At 36.6% G+C, this 17,829-nt stretch carries 15 protein-coding genes, 1 other RNA gene and 2 other annotated features; of the genes, 2 read left to right on the top strand and 14 right to left on the bottom strand.

Features of this window, described 5'->3' with window-relative positions; all coding sequences use genetic code 11:
- Positions 1-6: 6 nt before the first annotated feature.
- From ruvX to cymR, 10 genes are all read right to left on the bottom strand, one after another.
- A complete protein-coding gene (ruvX, locus tag CIL05_RS13350; protein WP_095656048.1) occupies positions 7-420 on the bottom strand; it encodes a Holliday junction resolvase RuvX in 414 nt (137 codons plus the stop codon).
- Positions 417-686: an IreB family regulatory phosphoprotein gene (locus tag CIL05_RS13345; RefSeq protein ID WP_095656047.1), complete on the bottom strand. Its 270-nt coding sequence runs from the start codon at positions 684-686 to the stop codon at positions 417-419. The genes ruvX and CIL05_RS13345 overlap by 4 nt, the downstream gene beginning before the upstream one ends.
- Positions 687-897: 211 nt before the next feature.
- Positions 898-3,540 (bottom strand): alanine--tRNA ligase, encoded by a 2,643-nt coding sequence (alaS, locus tag CIL05_RS13340; protein WP_095656046.1) that lies wholly within the window; start codon positions 3,538-3,540, stop codon positions 898-900.
- Between the two features lie 56 nt (positions 3,541-3,596).
- Positions 3,597-3,807, bottom strand: a binding site (T-box leader).
- Between the two features lie 72 nt (positions 3,808-3,879).
- On the bottom strand, positions 3,880-4,947 hold the full coding sequence (locus CIL05_RS13335) for an AI-2E family transporter (protein WP_095656045.1): 1,068 nt from the start codon (positions 4,945-4,947) through the stop codon (positions 3,880-3,882).
- Between the two features lie 48 nt (positions 4,948-4,995).
- Positions 4,996-5,187, bottom strand: coding sequence for a YrzR-like zinc ribbon domain (locus CIL05_RS13330; protein WP_095656044.1), 192 nt, complete (start codon positions 5,185-5,187; stop codon positions 4,996-4,998).
- Between the two features lie 95 nt (positions 5,188-5,282).
- Positions 5,283-7,604, bottom strand: coding sequence for an SF1B family DNA helicase RecD2 (gene recD2 / locus CIL05_RS13325; RefSeq protein ID WP_095656043.1), 2,322 nt, complete (start codon positions 7,602-7,604; stop codon positions 5,283-5,285).
- 22 nt (positions 7,605-7,626) lie between these two features.
- Positions 7,627-8,292 carry a tetratricopeptide repeat protein gene (locus CIL05_RS13320; protein ID WP_095656042.1) on the bottom strand — a complete coding sequence of 222 codons (666 nt, stop codon included), beginning with the start codon at positions 8,290-8,292 and terminating at the stop codon, positions 7,627-7,629.
- 38 nt (positions 8,293-8,330) lie between these two features.
- Positions 8,331-9,443: a tRNA 2-thiouridine(34) synthase MnmA gene (mnmA, locus tag CIL05_RS13315; RefSeq protein ID WP_095656041.1), complete on the bottom strand. Its 1,113-nt coding sequence runs from the start codon at positions 9,441-9,443 to the stop codon at positions 8,331-8,333.
- Positions 9,444-9,458: 15 nt separating this feature from the next.
- A complete protein-coding gene (locus CIL05_RS13310; protein WP_095656040.1) occupies positions 9,459-10,601 on the bottom strand; it encodes a cysteine desulfurase family protein in 1,143 nt (380 codons plus the stop codon).
- A gap of 545 nt (positions 10,602-11,146) precedes the next feature.
- Positions 11,147-11,566: a cysteine metabolism transcriptional regulator CymR gene (cymR, locus tag CIL05_RS13305; protein WP_095656039.1), complete on the bottom strand. Its 420-nt coding sequence runs from the start codon at positions 11,564-11,566 to the stop codon at positions 11,147-11,149.
- A gap of 198 nt (positions 11,567-11,764) precedes the next feature.
- Between cymR and CIL05_RS13300 the strand changes: the two genes are divergently transcribed.
- On the top strand, positions 11,765-13,042 hold the full coding sequence (locus tag CIL05_RS13300; RefSeq protein WP_095656038.1) for a replication-associated recombination protein A: 1,278 nt from the start codon (positions 11,765-11,767) through the stop codon (positions 13,040-13,042).
- Positions 13,043-13,127: 85 nt separating this feature from the next.
- Entirely contained in the window at positions 13,128-13,799 is a 672-nt protein-coding gene (locus tag CIL05_RS13295; RefSeq protein WP_095656037.1) for an RsfA family transcriptional regulator, read from the top strand.
- Between the two features lie 63 nt (positions 13,800-13,862).
- Here CIL05_RS13295 and ssrS read toward each other — a convergent pair.
- The 4 genes from ssrS to CIL05_RS22275 form a co-directional block, all read right to left on the bottom strand.
- A non-coding RNA gene (gene ssrS, locus CIL05_RS13290) (6S RNA) lies at positions 13,863-14,054 on the bottom strand.
- Positions 14,055-14,155: 101 nt separating this feature from the next.
- Entirely contained in the window at positions 14,156-15,925 is a 1,770-nt protein-coding gene (gene aspS / locus CIL05_RS13285) for an aspartate--tRNA ligase (protein ID WP_095656036.1), read from the bottom strand.
- Entirely contained in the window at positions 15,918-17,207 is a 1,290-nt protein-coding gene (hisS, locus tag CIL05_RS13280) for a histidine--tRNA ligase (protein WP_095656035.1), read from the bottom strand. The genes aspS and hisS overlap by 8 nt, the downstream gene beginning before the upstream one ends.
- Before the next feature lie 59 nt (positions 17,208-17,266).
- Positions 17,267-17,490, bottom strand: a binding site (T-box leader).
- 70 nt (positions 17,491-17,560) lie between these two features.
- Positions 17,561-17,734 carry a hypothetical protein gene (locus CIL05_RS22275; RefSeq protein ID WP_165769126.1) on the bottom strand — a complete coding sequence of 58 codons (174 nt, stop codon included), beginning with the start codon at positions 17,732-17,734 and terminating at the stop codon, positions 17,561-17,563.
- Positions 17,735-17,829 lie beyond the last annotated feature (95 nt).

Genomic DNA, 17,829 nt, shown 5'->3' with positions numbered 1-17,829 from the left:
ACTCCTTTACTTTTGATCAAGATATCCTTGCAAAATCATGACAGCAGCCATTTTATCAATTACCTTTTTCCTTTTTTTTCTGCTCATGTCTGCTTCCAGCAACACACGTTCAGCGGCAATAGTTGTTAGGCGTTCATCCCATAAAACAGCTGGGATCCCTAAAATGTCTTCTATATGTTTTGCATAGGTTTGTGAAGCTATACCACGTTCTCCGATGGTGCCATTCATATTTTTAGGAAGGCCAACAACAGCCTTTCCTATTTCATGTTCCTCTATAATCAGTTTTAATTCTGCATCTGCAGAATCGATATCAGTTTCATTCCATTTAATTGTTGTTAATCCTTGCGCTGTCCAGCCGAATGCATCGCTTACAGCAACTCCGATTGTTTTTGATCCCACATCTAATCCAATAATTTTCATCTATTCGCCTGTTGTTGTTCTAAATAAAACTTGACAAGCTCTTCAATCACTTCATCACGTTCTATTTTACGAATTAAATTACGAGCATCTTTATATCTGGGGATGTATGCCGGGTCACCAGATAATAAATAACCCACAATTTGATTAATCGGATTATATCCTTTTTCCTGCAATGCTTCATGCACTGTGAATAGGATTTCTTTTATATCCTGATCAAATGGTTCCTCCGAAAAATTAAATTTCATTGTTTTATCAATTGAACTCATAGTGACACCTCGTTCTTAAAATAACTATGCTTTAACTAATTAATTGCATAGTTTACTTATATTTGGATGTTACGCTCTTATAATTTTAACATAGTTGATAGTTATTAAAAACAAATACTATCTTCAACACTTATTTTAACATGTTTAGATAAAATATTATATGTTTTACATTTAAGTCGATCTTCAAGCTCTTTAATAGGATTCAAGTAGTTTACTTTTTAATATTTTCAATAATATATGGTTTTGCTGTATCAAGAGCTTCTTTAATTTTCTGTGGGTCTTTTCCGCCGGCCTGTGCCATGTCAGGACGGCCACCACCGCCACCGCCACACGCTTTAGCTGCTTGTTTGATCAGGTTTCCCGCATGTAGGCCACGTTCTATCAAATCTTTCGTAACACCAGCTGCAAGTTGTACTTTTCCATTGTTTTCAGCCGCAAGTAATATTATACCCGATTCCATCTTTTGTTTTAAGTCGTCTAACATATTTCTTAATTGATTCATGTCTTTTACATTTACCTTTTGTGCCAATAACTGAACACCACTGATCGTTTCAACTTGATCCAATATCGAGGAAGCTTCCACGTTTGATAATTTTGCACTTAATGATTCATTTTCTTTTTGTACATCCTTCATTTCCTGGAATAGGCCTTCGATACGGTCAGGAAGCTTATCTTCACTGGTTTTTAATAACTGAGCTGAATCCTCAAGCAGTGTTAATTTATTGTTAAAGTATTGATATGCATGCTTACTTGTAACAGCTTCAATTCTCCTGGTACCAGCACCAATCCCAGCTTCTGATACAATTTTAAATAAGCCAATTTCCGAAGTATTCCCCACATGACAGCCACCACATAATTCAATACTGTAATCATCGATTTGTACAACCCGGACAATATCACCGTATTTTTCACCAAATAGCGCCATTGCTCCCATTTCCTTTGCTTCTTCTATTGTTTTATTGTTAATAATTAATGAAATAGATGACCAAATCTTTTCATTGACAATTTGTTCGATTTTTTGTAATTCCTCTTTTGTAACAGAGTTGAAGTGTGAGAAATCAAATCGCAGCCGATCCGGTGTTACGAGAGAACCAGCTTGATTAACATGACTTCCAAGGACATCTTTTAATGCTTGATGCAATAAATGAGTAGCCGTATGGTTTTTAATTGTAAATGTACGGAAATGTGAATCAACAACTGCCTTCACGTTATCACCTGTTTGAAGCTGCCCTTCCTTGACACGGACACGGTGAATATTCTGGCCTTTTGGAGACTTTTGCACATCTTCCACGTATGCTGATGCATTATCTGTATAGATCCACCCATTGTCAGCAACCTGTCCGCCACTCTCTGCATAAAATGGTGTTTCTTTCAATAATATAAACACTTCACTCTCTACTCCTGCAGTTTCAACAGCTTCATTGTCGCTTATGATTGATTCTATCTTAGTATTTGTCTCCAATGTTTCATATCCAATAAACTCACTATCTACTTCAATAACACTTAAAACACTGTCCTGTACTTGCATGGAATTTACCTTTTGACGTGCATTTCTAGCCCGTTCACGCTGCTTTTTCATTTCTTGATTAAATTCATTTTCATCTATCGTAAATCCTTGCTGCTCAACATACTCCTGGGTTAATTCTTTTGGAAATCCGTACGTATCGTATAAACGGAATACCTCTACACCAGGAAAAATTGTATTTCCTCTTTCTTTTTCTTTTTTCATGATGGTAGATAAAATTTCAAGTCCTTCATTTAAAGTTTCATGGAAGCGCTCTTCTTCTATTTTTACGATATTTATAATAAACTCTTTCTTTTTTAATACTTCCGGATAGAAATCCTTCATTATTTCTCCCACAGTATCTACCAGCTCATACAAAAATGGTCTTTCAATACCGATTTCTTTTGCAAATCTAACCGCTCTTCTTAATAGCCTTCTTAGTACATATCCTCTGCCTTCATTGGAAGGAACTGCCCCATCGCCAATGGCAAAACTAACCGTTCTAACATGATCTGAAATAACTTTAAAAGCTGTATCCGCTTCTTTTGTTTTTCCATATGTTGTATCAGCTAGTTCTTCAGTCTTTCGAATAATCGGCATAAAAAGATCTGTTTCAAAATTTGTAGGTACATCCTGGATAATTGACACCATTCTTTCCAGTCCCAAACCTGTATCAATATTCTTCTTCGGGAGTGGTGTGTACGTATCATCAGAGTTATGATTAAACTGTGAAAACACTAAATTCCAGATTTCCAAATAACGGTCATTCTCTCCGCCAGGATATAATTCGGAATCATTCGGGTCATTTCCATATTTCTCTCCACGGTCATAGAATATTTCTGTGTTTGGTCCACTTGGTCCTTCCCCAATATCCCAGAAATTTTCCTCCAGACGAATAATTCGTTCTTTAGGTAATTTCATTTCATTTAACCAAATATCATAAGCTTCATCATCTTCCGGATGAACGGTAACAGATAGCAATTCAGGTTCAAAACCAATCCATTTTTCACTCGTTAAAAATTCCCATGCCCATTCAATTGCTTCTTCTTTAAAATAATCTCCAATGGAAAAGTTCCCAAGCATCTCAAAGAATGTATGATGCCTTGCAGTGAACCCTACATTTTCAATATCATTTGTACGAATTGATTTTTGAGCATTAACAAGCCTGGGGTTTTCCGGAATCACACGACCATCAAAATATTTTTTTAATGTTGCCACCCCACTGTTTATCCATAATAATGTCGGATCATCTTTTGGTACAAGGGATGCACTCGGTTCAACCCTGTGACCTTTTTCCTTAAAAAAATCGATAAACATTTGTCTTACTTCTGCTGATGTTAACTGTTTCAATTTGCTTCCTCCTTTTTATCCCTTTTAAAATAAAAAAAATCCCATCTCTGCTTAAACGCAGGGACGAGATATTATCGCGGTACCACCCTAATTATGAATAATAACATTATCCATCACTTGATCATGTTAACGGTCTGACACCGATGGGTATTAACCATACTCCAGTTTAGCTTTCCATGACTCTGATTTAGGATTTCTTTCAGCCCCTTAGGAAATCCCTCTCTGATAAACCGAATTTCATGTACTTATAACCTTCAATGTTTTAACGTATATAACAGCATATTCAAACCTTTATAAAGCTTTAACTTAGCGATATTATAGAAAACTTCTGTGCAATTGTCAATTATATCGCCGAAAAGCAATCAAGTGATTAACAATAACCCTTAAAATGGTTAACAATGGAACCGCTAGTATCATGCCAAGTACTCCGAATAATTTCCCACCAAGTAAAAGCACAAATATGATAGCTACAGGATGAATGTTAATACTTTTTCCAACAATATATGGGGATAATAAATTACTTTCAATTAACTGAATAACAAATATAGCTATTAATATAAATATAACCATTTTTCCGGACATTGTGAACGTTATAGCTACAGCAGGGATCGCACCAATGATCGGGCCGAAATATGGAATAATATTTGTAATACCCATGAAGATTGCTAATAATAACGCATATTTGATATCTAATAAATGGAAAATAATTAATGTCGTAATACTGACAAATAAACAGACAAATAATTGACCCCGAATATAACTCCCCAAACTATCATCAATTGCATGACACATTTTACTTGCCTGTTGTTGATATTTTTCAGGGATAAACTTTTTAGCGTATTTTTTAATGGTATTAAAATCTTTTAGAAAATAAAATACTAGAACAGGAATAACTGTAAGAATTATAATCATATCAAAAATCTTAGTGAATCCGCCAATCAACTTTGTCAGAAGATTATTTAATGTGTTTTCAACACCTACAATCATTTGATCGATCTTATCATGGACAGCTTCCGGCAAAAATGATGTATAATCATAAAGATTATAAACCAGATTTTCATACATACTGATAAATTGTGGTAATTGTTCATTCAAATCACGCAGTTGATGAATCATCATTGGATAAACACGATAAATTAAATAAGCAGCACTGCCAAAAAATAAAAGGTAAATGGAAAGTATGGCCAATCCACGGGGAATATTATAGCTATGCAATTTATTAATAACTGGATATAGCAAATAAGCAATTAAACAAGCAATTAAAAAAGGTGACAAAAGGCTCCAAAGAAATGAAAAAACAGTTCCATATAGAGGGAACAGTTTAACAAGTAAATATACAAATAAGAAAACAAAGATACCAATAATTAATGAATATACAAAAATTAGTACTTTTTTATCTTTTAGCATGTACAATTTCCCCCTGCACAAAAATTAGTTTACTTTTGCAGCTGGGATTTACCATTCAATTTTTCTTTCATCCTCTGAAAATAAATCATCAAGCGAACTTAAAGAACCATCTGCTTCCACCTGGTGAACAGTTAATTTATCCTGGTCCACGTTCATCTCAATAAAGCATGTCCAGCAATAATAGTTCTGTGTGCCAATTTTGCCAATATCCTTTCCATTACAATTCGGGCATCGCATCATAAATAGTACTCCTCTTTTAGTTTATATTGAAAAAAAGGATAAAACCTCTTTTTATGTTATGCTAACCCGAATTTCACTAAAATATACCTCTTTAATTACATAAAATCATATGGGGTTATTTCTTTTTCTTCTGATTCCTCTTCTATTGATTGTTGCGGGAGATTTTGCAGCCGTTCCATCAATTGTTCTTTTAAAGATGTACACCGCTTATTTGTATCAATGGTTTGAACCCCACGAAGGAATGAATGTTCCTCTCCACAAATAATTAAGGATTCCTTACTTCTCGTAATTGCTGTATAAAGCAGGTTCTTTCTTAGCATGCGATTATATGTTGAAACAACCGGAAGTATAACAATTGGAAATTCACTGCCTTGCGATTTGTGAATTGATATACAATAGGCATGCATTAAATTCACATAATCCTTTCGTTCATAAACCACTTCTTTATCTTCAAACAGGATGACTAACTGCTCCACGTTTTCTGTGTTTTCATCCTCTTCGAAGATGGCAACCACCTCACCAATATCACCATTATAAACACCATCTTCAGGTTGATTAACAAGCTGAAGTACTTTATCACCAATTCTAAATACAGCATCACTTGTCTTTACTTCCCGTTTTCGTGAATTTTTAGGGTTGATTAATTCCTGCAGTTTTTTATTAATAATTGTTATACCCGCCTGTGAGCGGTACATCGGTGCAAGTACCTGAATATCTTTAAGATCAATACCTTTTTCTTTCGCTTTCATAAATACTTTAGTGATTACATCAATCATATGGTATTCATTACAGGAGATAAAACTAAAATCTTTATCATTTTGCAGTTTTTCACTGGTACAGGTGCCGTTTTTTATATCATGGGCAAGATGAATGATTTTTGATCCTTCTTTTTGACGATATACTTCGCTGAGACTAATAGAAGGGATTAACCCACTGCTTAGTAAATCAGATAATACCTGCCCAGGTCCCACTGAAGGCAATTGATCCTCATCACCTACGATTAAAATTTGCATATCGTCCGGTATTGATTTAAATAGACTATTGGCAAGCCAAATATCAACCATCGAAAACTCATCCACAATTAAAAATTTACCTGTCAGTGGTTCGTTCTGATCTTTTTCAAATCCATCCTTCCCATTCCAGCCTAAAAGCCGATGAATCGTCACTGCAGGGAGTCCTGTTGATTCATTCAATCGTTTAGCAGCCCTACCTGTAGGCGCAGTTAAAATAAACGGAAAATCAGATTTATTGTCATAATCCCGAGGGTTCAAAGATACTTCATGAATAGCTGCATATGCTTTAAGAATACCATTTACAACCGTTGTTTTCCCTGTGCCTGGACCACCTGTAACGATCATAACTTTAGAATGCAATGCTTGATTAATAGCATTAAATTGTTCTTTTCCGTAGCTTAAAACCTCTGTCTCTTCTATTTCCCCAATTATTTTCATCAATTCTGCCAATGGGGTTTCATGCTCAATCTGTTTGGAAATAACTCTATTTAAATGGGAAGCGAAACCATCCTCTGCATAATAAAGTGAAGGTAGATAGACTTTACCATTTTGAACAATAACAGATTTATCTGTATTTAACTCTTCTAATCTGTCAGTAATTATGGTCTGGGAAATGGATTGGTTTGATAATAAATGAAGCACCTGATACACACATGTATCCAATGGCAGGTATACATGTCCATCCTGGATGCTTTTTTGTAATATATAAATACAGCCTGCACCAATCCGATTTGGGTGTGTTAAGGAAAGACCATTTTGTCTTGCGATCTCATCAGCTGTTCGAAAACCGAATCCATCTATATCAAATACATATTGATAGGGATCTTCTTCTAAGACATCAATCGCCTCATCTTTATATTTTTGATATATTTTTTGTGCCATTTTTAATCCAATATTATATTTCGATAAATAAACTACGATATGCTCAAACCCCTGGTTTTCCTGAAGCGTTCTAGCAAGTAATTCAGCTGTTTCTTTTTTAACTGCAGGGATTTCATTTAATATATCAGGTGAATTTAAAATTTTGGATATGGCACTTTCTCCTAAATGCTTAACAATTCGGCCTGCTGTTTTTTTTCCTACTCCATAAAATAAGTCACTGGATAGATAGGCAATCAGCCCATCCTTCGTATCCGGAATAAAAGTTTGATAGGAACTCACTTTATACTGCAATCCGTATCTGGCATGTTTCTCAAAATCACCATAAAAATAGTAGGTTGTTTGTTCCTGAAGGTTTGAAAAATAGCCTTTTGCAACAATTTCCTTCTCTTTAAAATCCTCATTTGTCTCCTGAACTTTAATTTTTGCAATCGAAAAATGCTCTGTTTCATTATGAAAAATTGTATAAAGGAGTTCACCCTTTATAAATCCCTGTTCTGTATTAGATTGTTGATCCAACTCCATCAAAAACAACCCCAATGTCCTACTATTCGTTATCGTTTAAAATTTGTTCTATACTTTTCTTTCCATTTGCTGCTAGTAGATGATCAGGCTGTATACGCAATGCTTCGTTAAAATGGGTTAAAGCAGCCTCCGCTTTCTCATGAATCAGTGAAATGACACCTATATTATAATGTGCATCACTATGATCCGGATTTTTTTTCAGCACATTGCTAAAAACCGACTCGGCGTCTGTTATATGATCACTTTGTGCTAGTGTGAGTCCATATTGAAAAAGAATATCTTCATCATCCTGATCAAGTTCTGTTGCACGGAGTAAATACGGTAATGCGAGTGTAAATTGCTCCTCATTCTGTAAAGTCATTCCAAGCATGAAAAAAACATCAGCTTCCTCCAAACCTAACTCAATAGCTTTTTGGAAGTTCTCCTTTGCTTTTGGATAAGATGACTGTTCAAAATATAGATTTCCCAACCCGTAAAAGGCAGTTGCTGCATGCTGATCTAGTTCAATTGCTCGCTCAAAAAATCGCTCGGCGCGTTGGTAATCTTTAACATGCAGCAGTAAGTTTCCAAAATTAATAAACCCAAGTGGATCATTAGGCTGTTCTTCGATTACCTCTGCGAAGATATTTGCTGCCTCTTCAAATTTATTTTCTTTCATTAAATTGATTGCCTGCTTATTTTTATCCATTATATAAAACTGCTCCTAACTAGTGGGTGTTCGCTCTATTAGCCAACATAATCAAGTGCTTGATCATTTTTAATTATTTCATCAATCGTTCCACCGCCTAAACAGACTTCACCATCATAGAATACAACTGCCTGTCCCGGCGTAATCGCTCTTTCTCTGTCGGCAAATACCACATTTACTTTACCATTCTCAAGTAAAGTAACGGTTACAGCACTATCCTTCTGACGATAACGAAATTTAGCTGTACAAGTAAACGTATCTTGAATGATGTCTGGATTAATCCAGTTAACATCAGTTGCTACAAGTCCATCTGAATATAAGGATTCATTCGAGTACCCTTGCTCAACATAAAGGATATTATCTTTTAGGTTTTTCCCTACAACAAACCAGGGATCACCCGCTCCTCCAATTCCAAGCCCTTGACGTTGACCGAGTGTGTAATACATCAATCCGTCATGCTTTCCTTTAGCAATGCCATCCAATGTACTCATTTCACCTGGTTGTGCGGGCAGATATTCGCCCAGGAATTCTTTGAAATTACGCTCACCAATAAAACAGATTCCTGTACTGTCTTTTTTAGTTGCAGTAACAAGTCCATGTTCTTTAGCAATTTCTCTAACCTCGGATTTTGGCAAATGACCTAATGGAAACATTACTTTCGCCAGTACATCTTCTGTTAATTGATTGAGAAAATAGGTTTGATCCTTATTATCGTCTACCCCACGCAGCATTTCATAATGGCCATCGTTATTTCTGACCTGTGCATAGTGACCTGTTGCCAGATAATCAGCTCCCAGAGACACGGCATGATCAAGAAATGCTTTAAATTTAATTTCTTTATTACACATCACATCAGGATTTGGTGTTCTGCCAGCTTTATATTCATCCAAAAAGTACGTAAATACTTTATCCCAATACTGTTTTTCAAAATTCACTGCATAGTAGGGAATATCCAGTTGATTACAAACCCGAACAACATCGTCAAAGTCCTCTGTTGCCGTACATACACCAAATTCATCCGTATCATCCCAGTTTTTCATAAAAATTCCGACTACATCATAACCTTGCTCTTTCAATAATAAGGCTGCAACTGATGAATCAACACCGCCACTCATGCCTACAACTACTCGTATATCTTTATTGCTTTTCATTTTAGTCACTTTCCTTTACGAAGTTAATCGTTTTACAATTTTTGCAACTCTTCTAGCTGCCGCTTCTACATTTTCTGTAGTATTAAATAATCCAAAACTAAACCGAATCGAGTTAGTCGTACATTCATTATTTTCTCCAAACATGGCTGTTAATACGTGAGATGGTTCTACCGACCCTGCAGTACAAGCACTCCCACTTGATGCTGCGACTCCACTCAGGTCAAAATTAGTAAGGAGCGATTCTACATTTGCACCAGGAAAACTGATATTTACAATAGAAGCCAAAGCTGATTCGTGATCCCCATTAATTTCAAAGGAAATATCATTTTCCTCAAGCTCCGTTAAAAAAAGATTCTTATAATTAAGATATAAGTTTCTTCTTTCTTCCTTATTCTCCATAGCTAATTCCACTGCTTTTTGAAAGCCGACTGCCCCAACCACATTTTCAGTACCCGGACGGCGTTTACGCTCTTGTTCTCCGCCAAATTGCTGCGCATTTATTGTAATATCTTCTGCAGCATATAGAAATCCGATCCCTTTTGGTCCATTAATTTTATGTGATGACACTGTTAACATATCAATGCCCATGTCTTTCACATCAATATCCAATAAACCATATGCCTGAACTGCGTCAGAATGAAAGTATGCCTGATGTTCTTTTAACAGCTGACCAATTTCTTCAATCGGCTGAATGATTCCAGTCTCGTTATTAACATACATGATCGAGACAATAATCGTTTCATCTGTTAATGCTTCTTTTAAATCATTTACAGCTATTTTACCATTCTCATAAACAGGCAAATAAGTAACATCAAATCCCTGCTTTTCCAGATGTTCTACTGTGTGAAGTGTGGCATGATGCTCCTGTGTTGTTGTAATAATATGTTTACCTTTATGCTGATTAGCCAAAGCAGTACCGATCAGTGCCAAATTATCAGCTTCTGTTCCACCACTTGTAAAAGTAATCTCTTTTTCATTTGCATGAATGCTTTTCGCCATTGTGCGTCTAGCTTCATCCAGTAGCTGTCTTGCTTTTCTGCCAAATGAGTGAACACTGGACGGATTACCAAATACTTCATTATATACCGGAAGCATTGCATCAATTACTTGTCTGTCCATTGGTGTAGTTGCTGCATGATCCAAATAGATTTGTTCCATAATATATTTTCCTTCCTATGATTTAAACCTTAAATATAGGCTGTTTTTTTAAGAGATTGTGTTTTGACACAAAAAAATATAGAAGACGACGTAACTTTAGTATGACTTCCCCCACCCTTTAGAAGATGAGTGCTAATTCAGCGCTACGGAAATACACTACGCTTTCCGTGGGCGGCTGGTGAGCCTCCTCGTGCTACGCACTCGGGGGTCTCACCTATGCCTTTCCTCCCACAGGAGTCTACGTGTATTTCCTCCGCTGGTATTCCGATTACTGCCGATGAGCTGAATTAGTAATCAATAAACGAAACATCAAACCACCTAACCAGTTCGGTGAGCGAAGGGCGGTGACTCCTGCGGGAATAGCACGAGTCCGAAGACCCCGCAGAGTGGTTTTCTCGAGGAGGCTGTGGCCGTGCCCGCGGAAAGCATCCGCCCAGAGCGATCCCGAACGGCGATTATAGCAAATACTTTATATCAAATAGGAATTGCGTCAAACTTTAGATCCAATACGAACATTAAAAAACAACATAACTTTCGCAAAGGGCCTAGATGTAAAACATGTATGCTTCTTGTGGTTCATCGTCATTATGATGTGATAAATCATCAAGTGTTGTTGTATCAAGCACATCTTTTACAGCGTCACGAACTCGCATCCATAATGCCTGTTTGGCCGGTTCTTCATCTTCAATTCCTTCAACTGGCGTAATCGGTCCTTCGAGTACTCTAATAATATCGCCCGCAGTAATATCCTTTGGCTCTCTTGCCAGTACATAGCCACCATATGCTCCGCGAATACTTTTGATCAGACCGGAATTCCTGAGTGGTGAAGCTAGCTGCTCCAGATAATGTTCAGATAAATCATTGTCACGAGCAATGGATTTAAGCGATGTTGGACCATTCCCATATTTTTTTGCTAATTCAATCATTATTGTTAACCCATATCGTCCTTTGGTTGAAATCTTCATTCAATACACCTCTATTTTAAATACATTCCTTATAAATCTTTTAATCAGTCAAGCTTACTATCAGTTTATATGCAGTTAAATACCATTCTGTCTTTAATACATGATATTATAGCATGAACGGCAAGTAACTTGCATTATATCCGTATCACAATTACGCTGAAGTAAACAATCAACTATTTTATCAAAAGGACGATTAAAATGAAACAAAAACCACTTGCTTTTCGAATGAGACCGGAAAATATTAATGAAATTATCGGACAGGAACATCTTGTTACTGAAGGAAAAATAATAAATAGAATGGTTCAGGCTAAACGCTTAGCTTCCATGATCCTATTTGGACCACCTGGAACTGGTAAAACGTCCATGGCAGTAGCATTAGCTAAAACCCTGGGTATCCCAGTAAAAATGCTTAATGCCGTAACGGATAAGAAAAAAGATATGGAAATTGTTATTGAAGAAGCAAAAATGATGGGACAGGTTGTACTCATATTGGACGAGGTTCATCGACTGGATAAAGCAAAACAGGATTTTCTGCTTCCACATCTGGAAAGTAATCTCGTTACACTTATAGGATCTACAACCAGTAACCCCTATCATTCCATCAATCCTGCAATTAGAAGCAGATGTCACCTGTTTGAGCTGCATCCATTAACTGTAACTCATGTAAAAACTGCGATAAAACGTGCATTGGAAGATAAAGAAAATGGCTACGGAACTGAAGAAATTACAATAACAGAAGATGCTTTGGAGCACTTTGCAGGAAGCAGCAATGGTGATATGCGTTCTGCATTAAATGGATTGGAATTAGCTGTTTCTTCCACACCAAAAAACAAAGATAATCAAGTTATTATTAATCTCGAAACAGCTGAAGAATGTATGCAAAAGAAAAGTTTTTCACATGATAAAAATGGAGATGCACATTATGATGTTCTATCAGCCTTTCAAAAATCAATCCGCGGCAGTGATGTTGATGCCGCCTTGCACTATTTAGGTAGATTGATTGAAGCTGGAGATTTGGATAGTATTGCACGCAGAATGATCGTAATAGCGTATGAGGATATTGGCCTTGCCAATCCTCAGGCAGGTCCCCGTGCTATTGCAGCAGTACAGGCTGCAGAGCGTCTAGGGTTTCCGGAAGCGCGTATTCCGTTAGCTGTAGCTATTGTAGAACTTTCTTTATCACCAAAATCCAATACAGCATACAAAGCACTTGATAGTGCCTTGACTGATATTCGCAGTGGTAAAAGCGGTGAAATTCCAAAACACTTGCAAGATTCCCATTACCAGGGTGCAAAAGCACTAGGCAGAGGAAACGAGTATAAATATCCACATAACTATGATGGAGCTTGGGTGAGTCAGCAGTATTTACCTGATTCTATAAAAAACAAACACTATTATAACCCTAAAAATTCCGGGAAATTCGAACAAGCTATTAAACAAGTTTATGAAAAAATCCATAATGATAAAAACAAGTAGGTATAATTCCTTTTCGATAAGGTAACAATAAAAATAAACTATTAAATCAAGTATATATTGTTATCCGAAAAAGGAGTTGAACAAAATGGTGAAAGTCAGACAGGATGCTTGGTCACATGAAGATGATCTATTATTAGCAGAAACAGTTCTGCGCCATATTAGAGAAGGAAGCACACAATTAAATGCATTTGATGAAGTTGGTGACAAATTAAACCGTACATCCGCAGCATGTGGATTTCGCTGGAATGCTGAGGTCCGTACAAAGTATGACAATGCTATTGATCTTGCAAAAAGACAACGGAAAGAGAAAAAACGGGCAATATCAGGAAGTTTACAACAAACCAGACAACCAGTTATTACCATACCTCAAAATTACGAACCTTATGAGGAGGACAGTAAAGAGCAGCAGTTAATACCTCAAAAGGTTGAAGAACCATCTATTACGATGGACATGGTTATCCAATTTTTAAAGCATGTTAAAAAAGACTATCATGCTTCGAATCAATCAAAAGCATCTTTAGAACAAACACAAAAAGTGAATCTTGAATTAGAGGAACAGGTGGAAAGTTTAGAAAAACAATTAACACAAACAAAGCAGCAGCTATCTACTATTCAGGAAGATTATCAGGTATTTATTCAAATAATGGATAGAGCAAGGAAAATGACAGTGCTTGATGACCAGGGAACGATGGCTCCACCAGCCTTTCGTATGGATAAAAACGGTAATCTCCAGCAGCTTGCCCAAGGATCAAATTAATATTTCAAAATAAAAAACTGACCCAATTATTTTTATAATCAGGTCAGCTTTTTTTATGTATCTATCAATCCCAATTGTGCCGTCTAACTTTAAGTTTTGATCCCGCTCCAGGCAGGTGGGTGCTCTGTTTTATGTATGTTATGCTTCCCCGGATATAAAAACGGGGCATGCACGCAACATAAAAACAACTTCGAGCTCCCAAGTATAAAGTTGTTCGGTCAAAACACTTTTAATAGACGAACACATCAGGATTGGTAGTTCTTCATTTGATTGTAAATTTATTTTAACACAGAAGCTTTATTTTTTCAATATTTACATATATAAAATTTATTATATATTATCAGCAGTTTACCAATCTAGTCCTTTTTTTCAGTCAGCTGAATAGCAAGTTCATCCAATTGCGCTTCACTTACTTCATTCGGTGCATCTGTTAATAAGTCAGATGCTGAAGCAGTTTTCGGAAACAGTATGGTGTCACGTAAATTCGTTCGGCCAGCTAAAAGCATAATAATTCGATCAAGACCAAGTGCTACACCGCCATGTGGTGGTGCACCATATTCCAATGCTTCCAGCAAGAAGCCAAATTGTTCATTTGCTTCTTCCTTTGTAAATCCTAACACATTAAACATTTGATCCTGTTGTTCTTTTTTATATATTCTAATAGAACCTCCGCCGAGTTCATAACCATTTAACACAAGGTCATACGCATTTGCACGGACACTACCTGGATCTGTTGCTAATTTATCAATATCTTCTTCGACAGGTGATGTAAATGGATGATGTGCAGCAAAATACCGCTCAAGATTTTCATCATATTCAAGCAATGGCCAATCAGTTACCCATAGGAAATTGAATTTTGATTCATCAATTAATTTTAATTCCTTACCAAGTTTTAACCTTAGAGCACCTAAACTGTCATACACCACGGATGCTTTATCCGAACCAAATAATAATAAATCTCCATCATTTGCATCCGCACGGGATACAAGTTCCGCTTTTTCCGTCTCTGATAGAAACTTGGTGATAGGTCCTTTTAAATCATCACCTTCTACTTTAAGCCATGCTAACCCTTTAGCACCATAAACCTTCACATAATCAGTCAGTTTATCCAGATCTTTGCGTGAATAGTTTGCAGCTTGTTCCTTCACGTTAAGTAAACAAACTTTTCCACCAGTTGAAATTGCCCCTTGAAATACTTTAAAAGTGGATTCAGCCAGAATATCAGATACGTGGATCAGTTCCATACCAAATCTTGTATCAGGTTTATCTGACCCAAAACGTTCCATTGCCTCATCATATGGCATTCTCTTCAGTGGTAATGCAAGATCGACATTTTTTATTTCCTTCATGATTTTTTGCATCATTTGTTCCGTCATTTCCATGATTTCATCACTTGTCATAAATGATGTTTCAATATCAATTTGTGTAAATTCCGGCTGGCGGTCTGCACGCAGGTCTTCATCACGGAAGCATCGTGCAATCTGGTAATACTTTTCAAAGCCACTCATCATAATTAACTGTTTAAATAACTGCGGCGATTGTGGCAATGCATAGAATTCTCCTGAATGTACGCGGCTTGGCACCAAATAGTCACGTGCTCCCTCAGGAGTACTCTTAGTTAAAATAGGTGTTTCCATTTCCAGGAATCCATTATCATTTAAATAATTTCTAACAGCCTGTGTTGTTTGATGACGCAGTTTAAATGTTTCCTGCAGTGAACTTCTTCGTAAATCTATATAGCGATATTTAAGGCGCAAATCCTCAGAAACATCAGTTTTATCCTGGATAGCAAATGGAGGTGTTTTGGATTTATTCAAGATCTTAAGGTCAGTTGCCATTAGTTCGATCTTTCCAGTGTCCATTAAGGTATTAATTGTTGCTTCATTTCTTTTTACAACAACACCACTTATTTCAACAACATATTCACTTCGCACTGATTCCGCAACTTCCAATGCTTCTTTTGATTGATCAGGGTTAAAAACAACTTGGACAATTCCGGATTTGTCCCGCAAATCAATAAAAATTAAGCCACCCAAATCTCTCCGCTTTTGTACCCATCCTTTTAATAATACTGTTTGTTCTATATTGTTTTCCCGTAATGTTCCGGCTAAGATCCGTTTACTCATTTTCTATTCCTCCTTGAAGCTTTTCCTGCATGGTCATGGCAAGCTGTGACAATGGGATTTCAACTTGTTCACCTGTTTGCATTTCCTTGACATTTATTATTTGTTTTTGGAGTTCGTCTTCTCCTAATATCAGAACATATTTAGCCTTGTTCCGATCAGCTGATTTAAATTGTGCTTTCATTTTACGACCCTGATAATCTTTATCTACCTGAATACCATTCTTTCGTAATTCATGAACAAGCCGGACTGCTTCTTTTTCAGCTTCATCACCGACCGCAACCAAAAAGCAATCCAATGCTTCATCGATTGGAATTTCCTTTTTTTCTGCTTCCAGTGCCATAAGTAATCGTTCTAGTCCCATACCAAAGCCAATTCCAGGTGTCGCTGGTCCTCCCAATTCTTCAACAAGGCCATTATACCTGCCACCACCAGCCAATGTGGTGATAGCACCGAATCCTTCTGCTTCACTCATAATCTCAAAGGCTGTATGATTATAATAATCAAGACCCCGTACCAGGTTCTTATCAACAATATAGTCGATCCCCATCGCTGTTAAATAGTCCTTCACCTGATCAAAATAATTCTTTGACTCCTCATTCAAAAATTCCAAAATGGAAGGTGCAGTTTTCATCGCGGGATGATCACTGTCTGTTTTACAATCCAATATACGTAAAGGATTTTGGCTAAGTCGTGTTTGACAATCTTTACAAAGCTCATCCTTATGTGGGGTAAAGTGTTCTACCAATGCCCTGCGGTGATTTGTTCTACTTTCATTATCACCTAATGAATTAATGACTAATTTTAAAGATTTTAAACCTAATTCCCTGTAGCAGCTCATTGCTAAATCAATAACCTCAGCATCAACAGCTGGACTTGCACTACCTAAAACTTCCACACCAAATTGATTTAATTGACGCATTCTCCCTTTTTGTGGACGTTCATAGCGGAACATCTGAGCAAAGTAATACAGTTTAACAGGCTGATTAGGATCACCAAATAATTTGTTTTCTACAAAAGCCCGTGCCACAGAAGCGGTTCCTTCCGGCCTAAGTGTTAAACTCCTGCCACCCCGATCTTCAAATGTGTACATCTCCTTTTGAACGATATCAGTTGAATCTCCGACTCCTCGTTGAAAAACCTCTGTATGCTCAAATAATGGTGTACGAATTTCTTCAAAATTAAATTTGTCACAAATATTCTTTATTTTACTTTCAACAAATTGCCATTTCCTTGCATCCTTTGGTAAAATATCAACCGTACCTCGTGGTGCTTTCATATTCATCCGAAATACCTCCTAATAATGTATGAAAATAGAAAAAAACCCCCATCCCCTATTAAAAAATAAGGGACGAGAGTTAACCCGCGTTGCCACCCTAGTTGATGCATTTTTCCTGCATCCGCTCTTCACAGTTAACGCCTGTGGGGACGTTTATACCTACTTGAAATTTCGATACAAATCCTTGGGAATGTCTTTCATTAGACCAACATGTGAAAATGCTCTCAGCCAATGGCATTTTCTCTCTTTTCATTTGGTATCTAATTACTTTTTCCTTCATTGGTTTTTTATTATAATTTATTTATACTTCTATTTAATCATTTGAATGATTATTATATTAATCTGTAGATGAATTATTGTCAAGCACGATTAATTTTTTTCTTTAACATTTTAACCTCTCCGATGGATATCCCAAATTCCTGGGCTATTTCCATATGATTTGAATGTCCCTCCATTTCCATGAAATGATGGATATTAACACCAAGAATATCTTTATTGTTTGCTGAATTCCATTGTTTTTCATTAAATCGCATTAAAACTTCCTCCCTTAGTGTAACTAGTTTTGCCTTAAAGGGAAGTTTTTATTATACTTAACAAATAGAATCATGAGATTGTATGAGGAGGAGAC

The sequence above is a fragment of the Virgibacillus profundi genome, assembly GCF_002287375.1.
Classification (GTDB): Bacteria; Bacillota; Bacilli; order Bacillales; family Amphibacillaceae; genus Virgibacillus_K; species Virgibacillus_K profundi.
This window is presented reverse-complemented; position numbering and strand designations above follow the sequence as displayed.